The sequence below is a fragment of the Bradyrhizobium centrolobii genome (genome assembly GCF_001641635.1).
GTDB classification, from domain to species: domain Bacteria; phylum Pseudomonadota; class Alphaproteobacteria; order Rhizobiales; family Xanthobacteraceae; genus Bradyrhizobium; species Bradyrhizobium centrolobii.
This window is the reverse complement of sequence record NZ_LUUB01000098.1, coordinates 30,024-44,892: the sequence shown is the minus strand read 5'-3', so window position 1 is coordinate 44,892 and position 14,869 is coordinate 30,024. Positions and strand designations below refer to the sequence as shown.

Here is a 14,869-nt window from a genome sequence, read left to right as displayed (position 1 = left end):
CTGGCGCGGCGACTGTCAATACACTACTGTATGGTCGAATTCTGGAACCGCAGATGACCGAACAGCTTTCCGCCGACGACTGGGTCAAAGAGGGACTCAAGACGCTCGCCAAGAACGGCTTCACCGCGCTCAAGGCCGATCCGCTCGCAAAGGCCATGGGCGTCTCGCGCGGCAGCTTCTATTGGCATTTTGCCGATCTCGGCGCGTTCCACGCGGCCGTGCTGAAGCGCTGGCGCGAAATCGCGGCCGAGCAGATCATCGCCGATGTCGAGGCCGACAGCGACGAGCCGCTGAAATCCCTGCTGCGCAGGTCCTTTGGCGCGCGGCTCGACCTGGAGCGGGCCGTGCGCAACTGGGCGGCGTTCGATCCGGCGGCGCAAGGCGCGGTCCGCGCGATCGACCGCCGCAGGCTCGACTATATCGAGACACTGCTGGAGAAACGGGGGCTCGCCTCGGCGATGGCACAGGCCCGCGCGCAAATTCTCTATTGGACGTTCCTCGGCTTCGCCCTGTCGGGCGCGCCAGTACCGGCGGTGCGGCTTCAGGCGCTGCTCGACGAGCTCTGGCAGATGGTTTCTGCCTGACCACCGGCCCGCGGTCGCCGCGATGGGCGGCCGGCACTTTCTGTGCTACAGCCAGCTGATCACCGGAGACCACGATGAACGCGACCACCGAACGCCCCGAAAACAGCGTCGATCCCAAATTGCTGGAGATCCTGGTCTGCCCGCTGACCAAGGGCCCGCTGGAATTCGATTCGACGCGGCAGGAACTGATCTCGCGCTCAGCCAAACTCGCCTATCCGATCCGCGACGGCATCCCGATCATGCTGCCGGAAGAGGCGCGGAAGATCGACTGAGGTAGGGGCCGCCTGACCTAGATGTGTTGCGCGATGACCGTGCAACATTCTCAGTGTCGTCCCGGCGAAGGCCGGGACCCATAACCACAGGAAGTGGTTTGGCGAGGGCTGGTGGTTACCAGCTTCGCGCCACAACTACTCCCTGGGGTTATGGGTCCCAGATCTGCGCTCCGCTTCGCTGCGCTTGTCCGGGACGACATGGGAGTGTGTGGCGCGAGCGCGCTCTTACAACGCCTCGCCCTTCAACAGCCTCGGCACCTCGCCCGTCAGTCCGGCGGCCTGGCGGATGAACAGGTTCTTGAGCGGCGGCGCGCGGTCGACGATGCCGAGGCCGATGTCGCGCACGGTGCGGAGCAGCGTCGACTTGTTGGAGAACAGGAAGTTCAGCGAGTTGGTGGCGACGCCCATTGCCATCGTATCGAAGCGCCGCCAGCGCTGGTAACGTTCGAGCACGTCGGCCTGGCCGATATCCATGCCGAGCCGCGCGGCGTCGACGACCACTTCGGCCAGCGCCGCGACATCCTTCAGACCCATGTTGAGGCCCTGACCGGCGATCGGATGGATGACATGGGCGGCATCGCCGACCAGCGCCAGGCGCTCGGCGATGAAGGAGCGCGCCACGAAATAGGACAGCGGGAACGCGCGCGGCTTGTCGAGCGCCTTCACCTCGCCGAGATGCAGGCCGAAGCGCTGCTCGAGCTCGCCGTGGAATTCCTCCTCGCTCAAGCCAACGATGCGCGCGGCTTCCGCGCGGCGCTCGGTCCACACCAGCGAGGAGCGTTTTCCGGTGAGCGGCAGGATCGCGAAGGGACCTGAGGGCAAGAAGTGCTCTTCGGCACGCCCCTCGTGGTCACGCTCATGGCCGACAGTGACGACGATGCCGGACTGATCATACTCCCAGCCATGGGTGACGATGCCGGCGCGCTCGCGCAGCTTCGATCTTGCACCATCGGCGGCGATCAAGAGGCTCGCGGCAACCACGCTGCCATCGCCAAGCGTCACGTCGATGCCATCGGGGCGCGAATCGTAGGACGTCACCGCGGTGGCGCGGAGATCGACGCCCGCAGCTTCCGCGCGCGCCACCAGCACATCGATCAGGCGGCAGTTCTCGATCATATGCGCAAAGGGTTCGCCCGGCTCGACATCGCCGGCGAAGGTCAGAAACACCGGACGCATGGCGTCCTCCAGCTTTGAATCGGTGACGACCATGTCGAGGATCGGCTGCGCCTGATCCTTGACGTCGTCCCAGGCGCCGATCGCCTCGAACAGCCGGCGGCAGGCCGCCACGATCGCGGTCGCGCGCGGGTCGCGGCTCGGCCGCGTCGCAAGCGCGGGGTCGGCGACGATGACGGGCACGTCAGGCCCGAGCCCCTGGCGCAGCGCCAGCGCCAGCGCCAGGCCCGCAAACGCGCCGCCGCCAATGACAATGCTACCCTGTACCGACATACCAAAATTCCCGACCAACTCTTGGTCTTGCTAGCAGACTTGAGGTGGGCGAAACAGTGCGGTGAAACAAGGGCGGAAGGCCCCCATTTCGTCATTCCGGGAAGCGCGCGAGCGCGAACCAGGAATCCAGAGGTTGTCGGCTCGAGATTCCGGGTTCACTAAGCGTGCCCCGAAATGTCGAGATCCTTTTGAAAGCACCGCCATGTCCAAAAGCCTGATCGACCTCATTTCGATCCTCGACCTCGAGCAGCTCGAGGTGAACCTATTCCGCGGCAACAGCCCGAAGACGAGCTGGCAGCGGGTGTTCGGCGGGCAGGTGATCGGGCAGGCGATGGTTGCGGCCTGCCGCACGGTCGAGGGCCGGCTGCCGCACTCGCTGCACTGCTATTTCATCCTGCCGGGCGATCCGCAGATCCCGATCATCTACCAGGTCGAGCGCTTGCGCGACGGCAAGAGCTATTCGACCCGCCGCGTCACCGCGATCCAGCATGGCAACGCGATCTTCTCGATCATGGTGTCGTTCCATGCCGAGGAGGAGGGCGCCTTCGATCACCAGGACAAAATGCCCGACGTGCCGCCGCCGGAGAAGCTCACGGCGGAGGAGGTGGCGAAGCAGCCGATGTTCCGCGAGATGCCGGAATTCATCCGCCGCTACTACGAGTCCGATCGTCCGATCGAGCTGCGCCCGGTTGAGATCGGCCGCTATTTCGGCCAGAAGATCGACGACGGCCGCATCAATGTCTGGATCAAGACCGCGGCCAAACTGCCCGACGATCCGGCGCTGCACATGTGCGCTCTGGCCTATGCGTCGGATTTTTCACTGCTCGATGCGGTGATGGCCCGCTACGGCCGCACGCTGTTCGACAAGTGCATGATGCCGGCGAGCCTCGATCACGCGATGTGGTTTCACCGCCCCTTCCGCGCCGACGAATGGCTGCTCTACGCGCAGGATTCTCCGAGCGCGCAAGGCGGCCGCGGATTGACCCGCGGCCTGATCTTCAAGCCTGACGGCACGCTGGTAGCCTCCGTCGCGCAGGAAGGCTCCGTGCGCGAGCGGAGATAGTTCAGAAACCGTGAGCGGCGCCTCCCCGGCCAACGAGCTCGGTCTGCGACGCCGTCCAGTTCATGATCCAGCGATACACCCAGGGAATCGGGATGATGAAGCTGAACAGAATCGCGGCCACGATTCCGCGCCAGAGAATTCCCAGTCCGCTGCCCTGGAAGACGATCTCGCGTCGCGTGCCCTGAATGCTGCGACACATCCAGCGAAGCTGGGCCGCGGCGACCCAGGCCCAGCCGATGATCGTGATGACGGAGATCGCGAACAACAGGTTCCAGCCGATATAGGCCCACACTGAGCCCGTGAAGCTGAGAGCGAGCGACTGCCCGTTGGAGGCGAGGTTCGCGACCATCCATTTGATCAGGAGCCAGTAAAGAACGAGCTGGACGATGAACAGCAGGTTGCCGAGCAGCTGGACGCCGCTGTAGCCGATTGCGATCGCCAGAACGATGAAGCCGAAAAACCAAGGCACCAACGTCATCGCATTGCCGGTGAAGCTGAGATTGGGCCGCCCCGGGACTTTCACGCAGGACACGATCCACTTCGTGTACCAGACGAACACCCATGGCACCGGGATGATGAAGCACATGCCGATCAGCATCACGATGCTGCGCCACGTGAACTCGAGGATGCCGAAATCGACCGACAGCGATCCTCCGCCGGCACTTCCATAGCCACTGGCGCCCATCATCGGCGGACCGCCGGCCGGGACCATTGGTGGAGCACCGCCGCCCCCAATCAATCCGGGAATTTCGGCGGCCTTCTGCCAGCCGGCCATGCCTTCGGTCCACACCAGCGTATCGGGACGGACGACGCCTTGGGCGACGAGGTCGCGGAATTGCGCTTCGGGATAGGGTCCCTGCTGCTTGCCCTCGGATGCGTAAAACCAACTCGCCATGAAGCGCCCCTTCAACCTCAAAATACTTATGTGCCGTTCGACACGCGCAGGTTCACCGCATCCATGCCAAAAATGCATTGTGGAGGATGAACGGCTGCCCTGTACAGAGGCGGGGACCGGGAGCCTCACGCGTTTTTCCCCTTCAATCTGCAACTTTTTTGTGCCATTTGCCCGGAAAGATGCCAGATTGACGCAGCGCCGTTCACATGCGGCGTGGCGTAGCCCGGGGAATAGGCCTGACCATGAAACTCGTCGTCGCGATCATCAAACCCTTCAAGCTCGATGAGGTCCGTCAGGCGCTGACGGCGATCGGCGTCCACGGCATGACCGTGACAGAAGTGAAGGGCTATGGCCGCCAGAAGGGCCATACCGAGATCTATCGCGGTGCCGAATATGTCGTGAATTTCCTGCCGAAGCTGCGGATCGAGATCGCGGTCCCCTCCGACATCGCCGACAAGGCAGTCAGCGTGATCACCTCGACCGCGCGCACGGGCCAGATCGGCGACGGCAAGATCTTCGTCACGCCGATCGACCACGCGCTGCGCATCCGCACCGGCGAAACCGACAGCGACGCGCTCTAACACTGTCTTTTTCGATCGCACCGGCAACGTTGCCGCAGCGAGCGACGCTACTTGTATGCTGGGGGTAACGACATGGCGGGATTCTTGCGCCGCGCAGCGAGCATTGCTGCGCCGATCGGACTTGTGTCCGTCATTGCGTCGCCGGCGCATGCCGCGGCCGCCGACATCAGCACCGCCGACACCGCCTGGATGATTGTCGCCACCGCCCTGGTGCTGATGATGACGATCCCCGGGCTCGCGCTGTTCTATTCCGGCATGGTGCGCAAGAAGAACGTGCTTGCCACCATGGCGCAGAGTCTGGCCGCGGTGACGCTGATCTCGATTCTCTGGGTCGCGTTCGGCTATTCGCTCTGCTTCGTCGGCGACGGGCCGTGGCTCGGCACGCTCGACCGCTGGTTTCTCGCCGGCATGACGATGGACAGTGTCAACCCGGCGGCCAAGACGATTCCGGAAGCGCTGTTCATGCTCTACCAGATGACGTTCGCCATCATCACGGTGGCGCTGGTGGCAGGCTCGGTCGCCGACCGCATGCGCTTCTCCGCCTATCTGTTGTTCTCCATCGCCTGGTTCATCTTCGTCTACATTCCGCTGGCACACTGGGAGTGGGGCGGCGGCTTCCTGGCCAGCATGGGCGTGCTCGATTTCGCCGGCGGCCTGGTGGTGCATCTGTCCGCCGGCACCGGCGGCCTCGTGGCAGCGAAGGTGATGGGACGCCGTCACGGCTACGGCACTGACAATCTCTCGCCGTTCGATCTCTCGCTCGCCGTGATGGGCACGGGGCTGTTGTGGGTGGGCTGGTTCGGCTTCAACGGCGGCTCGGCGGGCGCGGCCAATGCACGCGCCGTCATGGCGATCATCGCGACGCATCTCGCCGCCTGCTCCGGCGCGGTGACCTGGGGCGCGATCGAATGGTCGACCCGGCGCAAGCCCTCAGTGCTCGGCATGATCTCCGGCGCCGTCGCCGGGCTCGGCACCATCACGCCGGCCTCCGGCTTCGTCGCGCCCTGGCACGGCATCGTCATCGGGGTGATTGCCGGGGCGGTTTGCTACTGGGCCTGCACCTGGCTGAAGCACCGCTTCAAGTACGACGACTCCCTCGACGTGTTCGGCGTCCACGGCATCGGCGGGCTGACCGGCACCCTGCTTGCCGGCGTGTTCGCGACCAGCGCGATCGGCGGGACCGCCGGGCTGCTTGAGGGCCATCCCCAGCAGGTGCTGATCCAGCTCCTCGGCGTCGCCATCACCTTCGCCTGGTCGGCCGGCGTGAGCTTCGTCCTGCTCAAGCTGGTCGCCCTGTTCGTGCCCTTGCGCGTATCCCGTGAGCACGAGCTCGAAGGGCTCGATATTTCGCAGCACGGCGAAGCTCTGCAGTAAGCGCCTGCCGTATCAAAATACCGGATTGCTGCCCGACGCATGAGCAACATTGTGTCGGTAGCCTGTCATGCCCGCGTTTTGAGCAGGTCTGACTACGTTTTGAGCGCGACGTAATGGCGCACTGCACCGCAACACCCGCCAAACGCGAAAAGCCCCGCGTTCATAGTCCGTTAGGCAATGCGGACGATCTGGCACGGCATTTGATTCTACGGGTGCCGGCTGTGCCCGCGTAGTGAAAACTTCTCCCTCGTGGCGAACCAGTCGAGAAACGCCCGGCCACGTCCGGACCGGGCCCAAGCGGGGATAGGACCCATGAAAATCGTTATGGCGATTATCAAGCCATTCAAGCTGGAAGAAGTCCGTGACGCCCTGACCGCCATCGGCGTTCACGGTCTTACGGTGACGGAAGTCAAGGGATATGGCCGCCAGAAAGGCCATACGGAAATCTATCGCGGCGCCGAATATGCCGTGAGCTTCCTGCCCAAGATCAAGATCGAGGTCGCTGTCGCCTCCGACCAGGTCGACAAGACCATCGACGCCATCACGTCCGCCGCGAAAACCGGACAGATCGGCGACGGCAAGATCTTCGTCATCAACCTCGACCACGCGGTTCGCATCCGCACCGGCGAGGCCGACGCTGCGGCCCTTTGATTTCGCGCACAACCTCATCCAATCAGGAGTAAATGAAATGACGTTCAAGCGTCCCTATGGCGCGGGATTGGCGGCTCTCGCAGTCGGCATGTTCGCTGCAACCGCGGCCTATGCCGAGCCAACGGTCAACAAGGGAGACAATGCCTGGATGCTGACATCGACAGTGCTCGTGCTGTTGATGACGATCCCGGGCCTCGCGCTGTTCTATGGCGGCCTCGTCCGCTCCAAGAACATGCTCTCGGTCTTGATGCAGGTGTTCTACACCGTCTGCGTCGTCACCGTGATCTGGGCCGTGTACGGCTACAGCCTCGCCTTCACCGGCGGTTCCGACTTCATCGGCGGCTTTTCCAAGGCCTTCATGATGGGCGTCACGACCGACTCGAAGGCCGCGACCTTCAGCGTCGACGCCAACATCTCCGAGCTCATCTACATGTGCTTCCAGATGACCTTCGCGGCGATCACGCCGGCCCTCATCGTCGGCGCCTTCGCCGAGCGCATGAAGTTCTCGGCAATCGCCCTGTTCATCCCGCTCTGGGTGACGCTGATCTACTTCCCGATCGCGCACATGGTCTGGTACTGGCCCGGCCCGGACGCGATCCAGGATGCGGCCAAGGCGCTCGCTGCTGCGGGTGACGCGGCGGCGAAGACCGCGGCGCAGGCCAAGCTCGACGAGATCAACGCCGACGCCGGCTGGATCTTCAAGAAGGGCGCGATCGACTTCGCGGGCGGCACCGTCGTGCACATCAACGCCGGTATCGCCGGTCTCGTCGGCGCTCTCCTGATCGGCAAGCGCATCGGCTACGGCAAGGAGCTGATGGCTCCGCACTCGCTGACCATGTCGATGATCGGCGCCTCGCTGCTCTGGGTCGGCTGGTTCGGCTTCAACGCCGGTTCGAACCTCGAAGCCAATGGCGGCGCAGCCCTCGCCATGACCAACTCCTTCGTCGCCACCGCGGCCGCCGCGCTGTCGTGGATGTTCGCGGAGTGGATCATCAAGGGTCACCCGTCGGTGCTCGGCGTCATCTCCGGCGCTGTCGCGGGCCTCGTGGCGGTTACGCCTGCGGCCGGCTTCTCCGGCGTGATGGGTGCGATCGTCCTCGGCCTCGTGGTCGGCGTGGTCTGCCTGTTCTTCTGCACCGTCGTGAAGAATGCGCTCGGCTACGATGACTCCCTCGACGTGTTCGGCGTGCACTGCATCGGCGGCATCGTCGGCGCCCTCGGCACCGGCATCCTGGTGAACCCGGCGCTGGGTGGTGCGGGCATCATCGATTACACTGCGATCCCGCCGAAGGTTGCCGATTACGACTTCGCGGCGCAGATGATCGCGCAGGCCACGGGCGTCTGTACCACGCTGGTGTGGTCGGGCATCGGCTCGGCGATCCTCTACAAGGTCGTCGACGTGATCGTTGGTCTGCGCACCAATGTCGAGAGCGAGCGTGAAGGCCTCGACATCACCGAGCACACCGAGCGCGCCTACAACATGTAACTCTCCTCACCGGGCGCGACCTCCTCGGAGGTCGCGTCCAGAACTACGGTTTGGGCACATACCCGGCAATGCCCCGACCGTTGAGGGGCTCCAGCGCAAGTTGGAGCCCCTTTCTTTTCGACACGCCGCACAGTCCCGGCGGCTGGGTCGCCGTAAGTCAAATTGCACAATGTCAAGGTTGGCGAATATCATGCTCCCGATTTGGAGCAGAATTTCATGCGTTTATTTGCATGCTTGGCCTTATGTTTCCTGTCGCTCGCTCTGTCTGCCCTTGATGCCCACGCGGACAAGCGCGTCGCGCTGGTGATCGGCAACGGCGCCTACAGAAACGTTCCCGCGCTGACCAATCCGGCCAATGATGCAGCCGACGTCGGCGCGGCCCTGAAACGAGCGGGATTCGAGCCGCTGGTCGCGACCGATCTCGATCAGGCCGCAATGCAGGACACCGTTCTTCGCTTTGCGCGCGAGGCCCGCGGCGCCGATGTTGCCCTGTTCTATTACAGCGGACACGCGCTCCAGTTCGCCGGCGTCAATTATCTCGTGCCTGTCGATGCCATCGTCCGCGACGAGGTCGACTTGCGGCGCCTGGTGCGCGCCGACGAGATCCTCGCAGATCTGCAGCAGGCGAAGAACCTGCGGATCCTCGTGCTCGACGCCTGCCGCGACAATCCATTTGCCGACGAGCTGCGGCGGAATGTGGGGCAGGGCCGCGGCGTGACCGTGGCACGCGGGCTGGCCAAGATGGAGAGCCCGGACGGCACGATCATCTCCTATGCAACCCAGGCCGGGCGGACCGCCGATGACGGCGACGGCCGTAACAGTCCCTATACCAACGCGTTCCTCGAGCACATCCGCGACAGGGACAACATCAATACGGTGTTTCAGACCATCAGCGCCGGCGTCTACCAGCGCACCAAGGGCACGCAGGTGCCCGAGCTTTCGCTGTCGTTCTTTGGCGAATACTACCTGAACGGCAAGCCCGAGACGGCGGCGCTGGCCCCATCAGGGCCCCAGGCCGATCCCTGTGCAGATGCCGGAGATCATTGGCGCAGTGCGGAAGCACTTGGGACACTCGCTGCTTTCAAGGATCACCTCGTGCGATTCCCGGCCTGCGCGTTCGCGGACCTCGCAAAATCCCGTATCGCGGCGCTGGCAAAATCCGCAGACGAAGAAAGGCGCACCACCGCCTTCGACGGAACCTGGATCGGCAAGGAAACCTGCGAGAACAAGCCGCCATTTCCGGAGGGCTATTACCAGTACGCCCTGCGCATCAAGGATGGGGTGCTTCACGCCGTTTTCGGCGAGGAGGGCAAGCCCGGTTCGTCCGTCTTTGATGGAAAGATCGAGGCCGACGGCAGTGCCAGCATCGCGGTCAAAGGTCTCTTTGGCGAAAACGACCCGCTGCGCCGACCCGCCGGCAGTCCCTACCAGTACAAGGTCGTCCTCGCGCTGAAGGAGGCGAGCGGAGCCGGCGTTCGCACCGAGACTGCGCGGCCGTGCCGGATGGAATTGACGAAGCTGGTACCACAGAGCCCGGATGCAAATCCGGCTCAACGGGCCACCAAGCGCGACGACAAGTCGGCCGTGGCCTCGCCTGAACAGCGGGAAGGCGGAAACGCGCGGCAGACCGGTGGCGGATTGAGCTGCTCGATGATGCGGAGCAGGTGCGCCGTGGCATGTGTCAGTATCTCTGGCAATCCGAATTGTGCTTCAACCGCTTGCCCGCGGCTGGAGGCGGAATGCATGAGCAGCGGATGCTGGCGCGGCCGCGGGTTCAGCGGCTGCGGGCTCGCCAAGAGATAGCCAAGCCATGGTTGCCAGATAGCTGCCGCGGGACTGTTGCGGGGCGATGTCGTTCTTGTCCGCCCGCGCAAAAAGAAAAGGATTGCCATTCGAGACGGCCGGCGCAGAAATATCGACCACAACGAACAACAATCGGGAGGTCGTCATGCGTTTGGAAGGCGGATGCTATTGCGGCGAGGTGCGCTACGTGGCCGAGGGCGATCCGATGATGCAGGCCCAGTGTCATTGCCGCGAGTGCCAGTACTTCTCCGGCGGCGCGCCCAACACCTTCATCGCGATGCCGGCGGCCGGCTTCACCTACATCACCGGACAGCCCAAGCAGTTCACGCGCAAGGACCTCGAACGCGCCGTGACGCGCGAGTTCTGCGCCGAGTGCGGCACCCATCTGGTGACCAAGGTGCCGGGACTGCCGGCGGCGATCCTGAAGGTCGGCACGCTGGATGAGCCTGCGCAATTCCACCCGCAAATGGCGATCTACACCTGCGACAAGCAGGAATTCCACCAGATCCCCGCAGGGATGCCGACCTTCGAGAAGCTGCCGGGGCACTAACGATATGCTGCGCACCACAATGGCGGTGCGCTCCCTCTCCCGCTTGCGGGGGAGGGCTGGGGTGGGGCGCATCCGCAATGGACACTCCCGACGTGGAGTGAGCCCCCACCCGGCGCTTCGCGCCGACCTCCCCCGCAAGCGGGAGAGGTTGACCGGGCCCGCGACTAGATCAGGTGGCGCGAGCACCTGCTGCGGCGCTTCGCGGCATAGAGCGCGCCGGCCATCGGTGCTGCACAACAGGTTCGTCCAGCATCTCGCCATCGGGAACCGGCATTCCTCGCCGAAGGGCGCATCCTGTTGTTCTCCGCTAATTATTCCGCTCTGGACGGACCCGCCCACCGATGGTTAATCGCGTCTTAACCTCGCCCTATCTATGGTGAACTGAACCGCTTCCGGCCGGCGCATCCATGCGACCGGCAGTTCCAAGAGTACTGGCGCCCAACGTATGGTTATGACCGCTTCATCCCGTGCGCCGCAGGGCGGTGGAAGCTCCGATACCGAACGCTCGCCCTTCATCCGGCTGAACGAGCTGCTGGCGCCCCATCAGCCGGGTAAGCCCTTGATTACGCTTGCGGTCGGGGAGCCCCAGCACCCGGTTCCGGATTTCGTCGGCCCTGAGCTCGCCAGGCACATCGCCGATTTCGGCCGCTATCCGCTGGGCAAGGGCATCGAGCCGTTCCGCAAGGCAGCCGCCGCCTGGCTGTCGTCGCGCTTCAGGCTGCCGCGACCGGTCGATCCCGAGAGCGAGGTGCTCGTCCTCAATGGCAGCCGCGAAGGGCTGTTCTTTGCGGCGATCACGGCCGCGCGCTATGTCGGCCCGCGCCCCGGCAAGCCCGCCATCCTGATGCCGAACCCGTTCTACCCGGTCTATGGCGCCGGCGCCCGCGCAGCTGCTTGCGAGCAGGTCTATCTGCCGACCACGGTCGAGAACGGCTTCCTGCCCGATCTCGACGCCATCGACGAAGCGACACTGGCGCGCACAGTGGCGTTCTATTTGGCCTCGCCCGCCAACCCGCAAGGTTCCGTCGCCTCGCGCGACTATTTCATCCGCTTGAAACAGCTCGCCGATCGACACGGCTTCGTGATCCTGAGCGACGAGTGCTATTCCGAGATCTACACCCGTGAAGCGCCGGGCAGCGCGCTGGAATGCGCCGGCCCCGACTTCACCCGCGTGGTTGCGTTCCAGTCGCTGTCGAAGCGTTCGAACCTGCCGGGCATGCGCGTCGGTTTCGCCGCCGGCGACAGGAAGTTCCTGAGCATGTTTCTCGAGCTGCGCAACGTGGCGGCGCCACAGGTGCCGGTGCCGCTCCAGCATGTCGGCGCGGTCGCCTATGGCGACGAGGCGCATGTCGAGGAGAACCGCAGGCTCTACCGCATCAAGTTCGATCTCGCCGACCAGATCATCGGCAACCGTTACGGCTATCGCCGGCCCGACGGCGGCTTCTGCGTCTGGCTCAAGACGTCCGAGCTCGGCGACGACGTGGCCGTTACTCTCAAGCTCTTCAGGGAAGCAGGCGTGCGCGTGGTGCCGGGCAGCTACCTGGCCCGGCTCCAGCCCGACGGCTTCAATCCGGGCGCGGGCTTCATTCGCCTCGCGCTGGTGCAGGATGGTGAGACCACGGCCCAGGCGCTGCATCGCCTGGTCGAAACTCTGGGTTAGGCGGGGCCCATGAGCATGTCGGCAATCGAACGGGTGATTCCACTGGTCGGCCATCTGCCGCCATCGATCCGCGAGGCCCTGACGCGGCGTCTCCGCGAGCTCAGTGGCCTTGGTCTGATCGCCCTGTCGGGCGTCGCTGCGACCGCGCTGATGACCTGGTCGGTGCAGGATCCCAGCCTCAGCCACGCGACCTCGCGGCCGATCCGCAACATTCTCGGCTATGCCGGCGCGATCGGCGCCGACCTCGCGATGCAGATCCTCGGGCTCGGCGCGATCATGCTGGTCCTGACGGTCGCGGTCTGGGGCTGGCGCATGCTGACGCATCGGCCGTTCGACCGCGAGGCGCTGCGGCTCGGCTCCTGGATTCTCTGCACGGTCATCGCGGCAGGCTTTGCCAGCTGCTGGCCGCATGGCGGCGCCTGGCCGCTGCCGACCGGACTCGGCGGCGTGGTCGGCGATGCCTTGGTACGCGCGCCCGCGGTGATCTTCGGGCCGGCCGGCGCGATCTACCGCATGGTGCTCGGTGTCATCCTGTTCGTCGCGATGGCCACGACCTTCCTGATCGCCGGCGGTCTTGGCGCACGCGAGCATGATGAAGAGCTCGCGCCGATCGAGGACGACGATACGCCCCTTGAGGACGACGAGGAGTCGGATCGCGGCTCGGTCTCGCTGGGCTGGCTGTTCCATGCGCTGATGAGCACCAAGGCGCGACTGACCTGGCTGCTCGGCACCGCCTATCGCGCACTGGTCTCGAGCGGGCCGAAGGCCCGTGCCGTTGGTTTCGATCGTCAGGAGCCGAATCTCGGCGGCGGCCGCGCCGCGCCGTCGATCTCGCCGCAGTCCGAGGACGAAGACTACGAGGAGGACCACGAAGAGGAAGAGGAAGACGAGGAAGAGGAGGAAGAGGAGGAAGAGGAGGTGCCCGCCGCGCGCGCCCCGCGCAAGAAGGCTGCGCCGAAAGCCGCTGCCAAGAAATCCGCCGACAAGTTCGATCTTCCATCCGTCTCCATGCTCGCGGCACCGAAGGCCGCCGATCGCCAGCCGCTCAGCAAGGCCGAGCTCGAGGCCAATTCGCGCGCGCTCGAAGGCGTTCTGCAGGACTTCGGCGTGCGCGGCGAGATCGTGAAGGCCAATCCGGGTCCCGTCGTCACCTTGTACGAGCTGGAGCCGGCGCCCGGCATCAAATCGTCGCGCGTGATCGGCCTTTCCGACGATATCGCCCGCTCGATGAGCGCGCTGTCGGCGCGCGTCGCCGTCGTTCCCGGCCGCAACGCCATCGGCATCGAGCTGCCGAACGCGCACCGCGAGAAGGTCTATTTGCGCGAATTGCTCGTCGCGAAGGAGGCGACCGAGACGGTTGCGAAACTGCCGCTCTGCCTCGGCAAGACCATCGGCGGCGATCCCGTCATCATCGATCTCGCGCGCACACCGCACATGCTGATTGCCGGTACCACCGGCTCCGGCAAATCGGTCGCCATCAACACCATGATCCTCAGCCTGGTCTACCGGCTCCGCCCTGACCAGTGCCGGCTGATCATGGTCGATCCGAAGATGCTCGAACTCTCCGTCTATGACGGTATCCCCCATCTGCTCACGCCCGTCGTGACCGACCCGAAGAAGGCTGTGGTCGCGTTGAAATGGGCCGTGCGCGAGATGGAAGAGCGCTACAAGAACATGGCCAAGCTCGGTGTGCGCAACATCGACGGCTACAATACGCGTCTGCTCGAATTGAAAGCCAAGGGCGAAGAGCCGACGCGCACGGTCCATACCGGCTTCGACAAGGAGACCGGCAAGGCGATCTACGAGGAAGAGAAGCTCTCGCTCGACCCGCTGCCCTACATCGTCATCATCGTCGACGAAATGGCCGACCTGATGATGGTCGCGGGCAAGGACATCGAAGGCGCGGTGCAGCGCCTCGCGCAGATGGCGCGCGCCGCCGGCCTGCATGTGATCCTCGCGACGCAGCGTCCGTCGGTCGACGTCATCACCGGCACCATCAAGGCAAACTTCCCGACCCGTATCGCCTTCCAGGTCACCTCCAAGATCGACAGCCGCACCATCCTCGGCGAAATGGGCGCCGAGCAACTGCTTGGCCAGGGCGACATGCTCTACATGGCGGGCGGCGGCCGCATCAGCCGCGTGCACGGCCCGTTCGCGTCCGACGAGGAAGTCGAGAAGGTGGTGCGTCATCTAAAGACGCAGGGCCAGCCGGAATATCTCGAAGCGGTCACGGCCGAGGAGCCGACCGAGGACGAGGACGGCGCGGTATTCGATGCCACCGGCATGGGCGCGGATGGAGGCGGCGACCTGTTCGCGCAGGCCGTTGCGATCGTCAAACGCGACCGCAAGGCCTCCACCAGCTACATCCAGCGCCGCCTGCAAATCGGCTATAACCGCGCCGCATCGCTGATGGAACGCATGGAACTGGAAGGTATTGTCGGACCTGCAAACCACGCCGGCAAGCGCGAGATTCTGGTCGAGGAAGAAGACAGCCATATGTGAGG

General features: G+C 64.6%; 13 protein-coding genes. 11 read left to right on the top strand and 2 right to left on the bottom strand.

Annotation, left to right across the window (positions count from 1 at the left end):
* Positions 1-53 precede the first annotated feature (53 nt).
* Positions 54-584: a TetR/AcrR family transcriptional regulator gene (locus AYJ54_RS36115; RefSeq protein WP_063706757.1), complete on the top strand. Its 531-nt coding sequence runs from the start codon at positions 54-56 to the stop codon at positions 582-584.
* Positions 585-658: 74 nt separating this feature from the next.
* Positions 659-856: a Trm112 family protein gene (locus tag AYJ54_RS36110; RefSeq protein WP_063706755.1), complete on the top strand. Its 198-nt coding sequence runs from the start codon at positions 659-661 to the stop codon at positions 854-856.
* A gap of 225 nt (positions 857-1,081) precedes the next feature.
* On the opposite strand, the gene AYJ54_RS36105 is transcribed toward AYJ54_RS36110, so the two are convergent.
* On the bottom strand, positions 1,082-2,302 hold the full coding sequence (locus AYJ54_RS36105) for a ubiquinone biosynthesis hydroxylase (RefSeq protein WP_063706753.1): 1,221 nt from the start codon (positions 2,300-2,302) through the stop codon (positions 1,082-1,084).
* A 202-nt stretch (positions 2,303-2,504) separates the two neighbouring features.
* Here AYJ54_RS36105 and tesB point away from each other — a divergent pair, with 202 nt between their 5' ends.
* Positions 2,505-3,365, top strand: a complete 861-nt coding sequence (gene tesB, locus AYJ54_RS36100) for an acyl-CoA thioesterase II (protein ID WP_063706751.1) — start codon at positions 2,505-2,507, stop codon at positions 3,363-3,365.
* A 1-nt stretch (position 3,366) separates the two neighbouring features.
* Here tesB and AYJ54_RS36095 read toward each other — a convergent pair whose 3' ends face one another.
* Positions 3,367-4,260 (bottom strand): DUF4339 domain-containing protein, encoded by an 894-nt coding sequence (locus AYJ54_RS36095; protein WP_063706749.1) that lies wholly within the window; start codon positions 4,258-4,260, stop codon positions 3,367-3,369.
* A 242-nt stretch (positions 4,261-4,502) separates the two neighbouring features.
* Between AYJ54_RS36095 and AYJ54_RS36090 the strand changes: the two genes are divergently transcribed.
* The 8 genes from AYJ54_RS36090 to AYJ54_RS36055 all read left to right on the top strand — a co-directional run bounded on the left by AYJ54_RS36090 (position 4,503) and on the right by AYJ54_RS36055 (position 14,867).
* Positions 4,503-4,841, top strand: a complete 339-nt coding sequence (locus AYJ54_RS36090) for a P-II family nitrogen regulator (RefSeq protein ID WP_063706748.1) — start codon at positions 4,503-4,505, stop codon at positions 4,839-4,841.
* Between the two features lie 72 nt (positions 4,842-4,913).
* The gene (locus tag AYJ54_RS36085) at positions 4,914-6,215 is read left to right on the top strand and encodes an ammonium transporter (protein WP_063706746.1); all 1,302 of its coding nucleotides are present in this window, start codon (positions 4,914-4,916) and stop codon (positions 6,213-6,215) included.
* Positions 6,216-6,527: 312 nt separating this feature from the next.
* Positions 6,528-6,866 (top strand): P-II family nitrogen regulator, encoded by a 339-nt coding sequence (locus tag AYJ54_RS36080; protein WP_008142813.1) that lies wholly within the window; start codon positions 6,528-6,530, stop codon positions 6,864-6,866.
* Positions 6,867-6,903: 37 nt separating this feature from the next.
* Entirely contained in the window at positions 6,904-8,352 is a 1,449-nt protein-coding gene (locus AYJ54_RS36075; protein ID WP_063706744.1) for an ammonium transporter, read from the top strand.
* A gap of 216 nt (positions 8,353-8,568) precedes the next feature.
* Positions 8,569-10,155, top strand: a complete 1,587-nt coding sequence (locus tag AYJ54_RS36070) for a caspase family protein (RefSeq protein WP_063706787.1) — start codon at positions 8,569-8,571, stop codon at positions 10,153-10,155.
* 145 nt (positions 10,156-10,300) lie between these two features.
* Positions 10,301-10,705, top strand: coding sequence for a GFA family protein (locus AYJ54_RS36065; protein WP_063706785.1), 405 nt, complete (start codon positions 10,301-10,303; stop codon positions 10,703-10,705).
* A gap of 445 nt (positions 10,706-11,150) precedes the next feature.
* Positions 11,151-12,365: an aminotransferase class I/II-fold pyridoxal phosphate-dependent enzyme gene (locus AYJ54_RS36060; protein WP_063706742.1), complete on the top strand. Its 1,215-nt coding sequence runs from the start codon at positions 11,151-11,153 to the stop codon at positions 12,363-12,365.
* A 9-nt stretch (positions 12,366-12,374) separates the two neighbouring features.
* A complete protein-coding gene (locus tag AYJ54_RS36055) occupies positions 12,375-14,867 on the top strand; it encodes a DNA translocase FtsK (RefSeq protein WP_063706741.1) in 2,493 nt (830 codons plus the stop codon).
* Positions 14,868-14,869: the final 2 nt, after the last annotated feature.

What these genes read in the sequence shown, in the direction of transcription:
- AYJ54_RS36115 (WP_063706757.1), top strand. Translation starts at nt 54, where the DNA reads ATGACCGAACAGCTTTCCGCCGACGACTGGGTCAAAGAGGGACTCAAG.
- AYJ54_RS36110 (WP_063706755.1), top strand. Translation starts at nt 659, where the DNA reads ATGAACGCGACCACCGAACGCCCCGAAAACAGCGTCGATCCCAAATTG.
- AYJ54_RS36105 (WP_063706753.1), bottom strand. Translation starts at nt 2,302, where the DNA reads ATGTCGGTACAGGGTAGCATTGTCATTGGCGGCGGCGCGTTTGCGGGC.
- tesB (WP_063706751.1), top strand. Translation starts at nt 2,505, where the DNA reads ATGTCCAAAAGCCTGATCGACCTCATTTCGATCCTCGACCTCGAGCAG.
- AYJ54_RS36095 (WP_063706749.1), bottom strand. Translation starts at nt 4,260, where the DNA reads ATGGCGAGTTGGTTTTACGCATCCGAGGGCAAGCAGCAGGGACCCTAT.
- AYJ54_RS36090 (WP_063706748.1), top strand. Translation starts at nt 4,503, where the DNA reads ATGAAACTCGTCGTCGCGATCATCAAACCCTTCAAGCTCGATGAGGTC.
- AYJ54_RS36085 (WP_063706746.1), top strand. Translation starts at nt 4,914, where the DNA reads ATGGCGGGATTCTTGCGCCGCGCAGCGAGCATTGCTGCGCCGATCGGA.
- AYJ54_RS36080 (WP_008142813.1), top strand. Translation starts at nt 6,528, where the DNA reads ATGAAAATCGTTATGGCGATTATCAAGCCATTCAAGCTGGAAGAAGTC.
- AYJ54_RS36075 (WP_063706744.1), top strand. Translation starts at nt 6,904, where the DNA reads ATGACGTTCAAGCGTCCCTATGGCGCGGGATTGGCGGCTCTCGCAGTC.
- AYJ54_RS36070 (WP_063706787.1), top strand. Translation starts at nt 8,569, where the DNA reads ATGCGTTTATTTGCATGCTTGGCCTTATGTTTCCTGTCGCTCGCTCTG.
- AYJ54_RS36065 (WP_063706785.1), top strand. Translation starts at nt 10,301, where the DNA reads ATGCGTTTGGAAGGCGGATGCTATTGCGGCGAGGTGCGCTACGTGGCC.
- AYJ54_RS36060 (WP_063706742.1), top strand. Translation starts at nt 11,151, where the DNA reads ATGGTTATGACCGCTTCATCCCGTGCGCCGCAGGGCGGTGGAAGCTCC.
- AYJ54_RS36055 (WP_063706741.1), top strand. Translation starts at nt 12,375, where the DNA reads ATGAGCATGTCGGCAATCGAACGGGTGATTCCACTGGTCGGCCATCTG.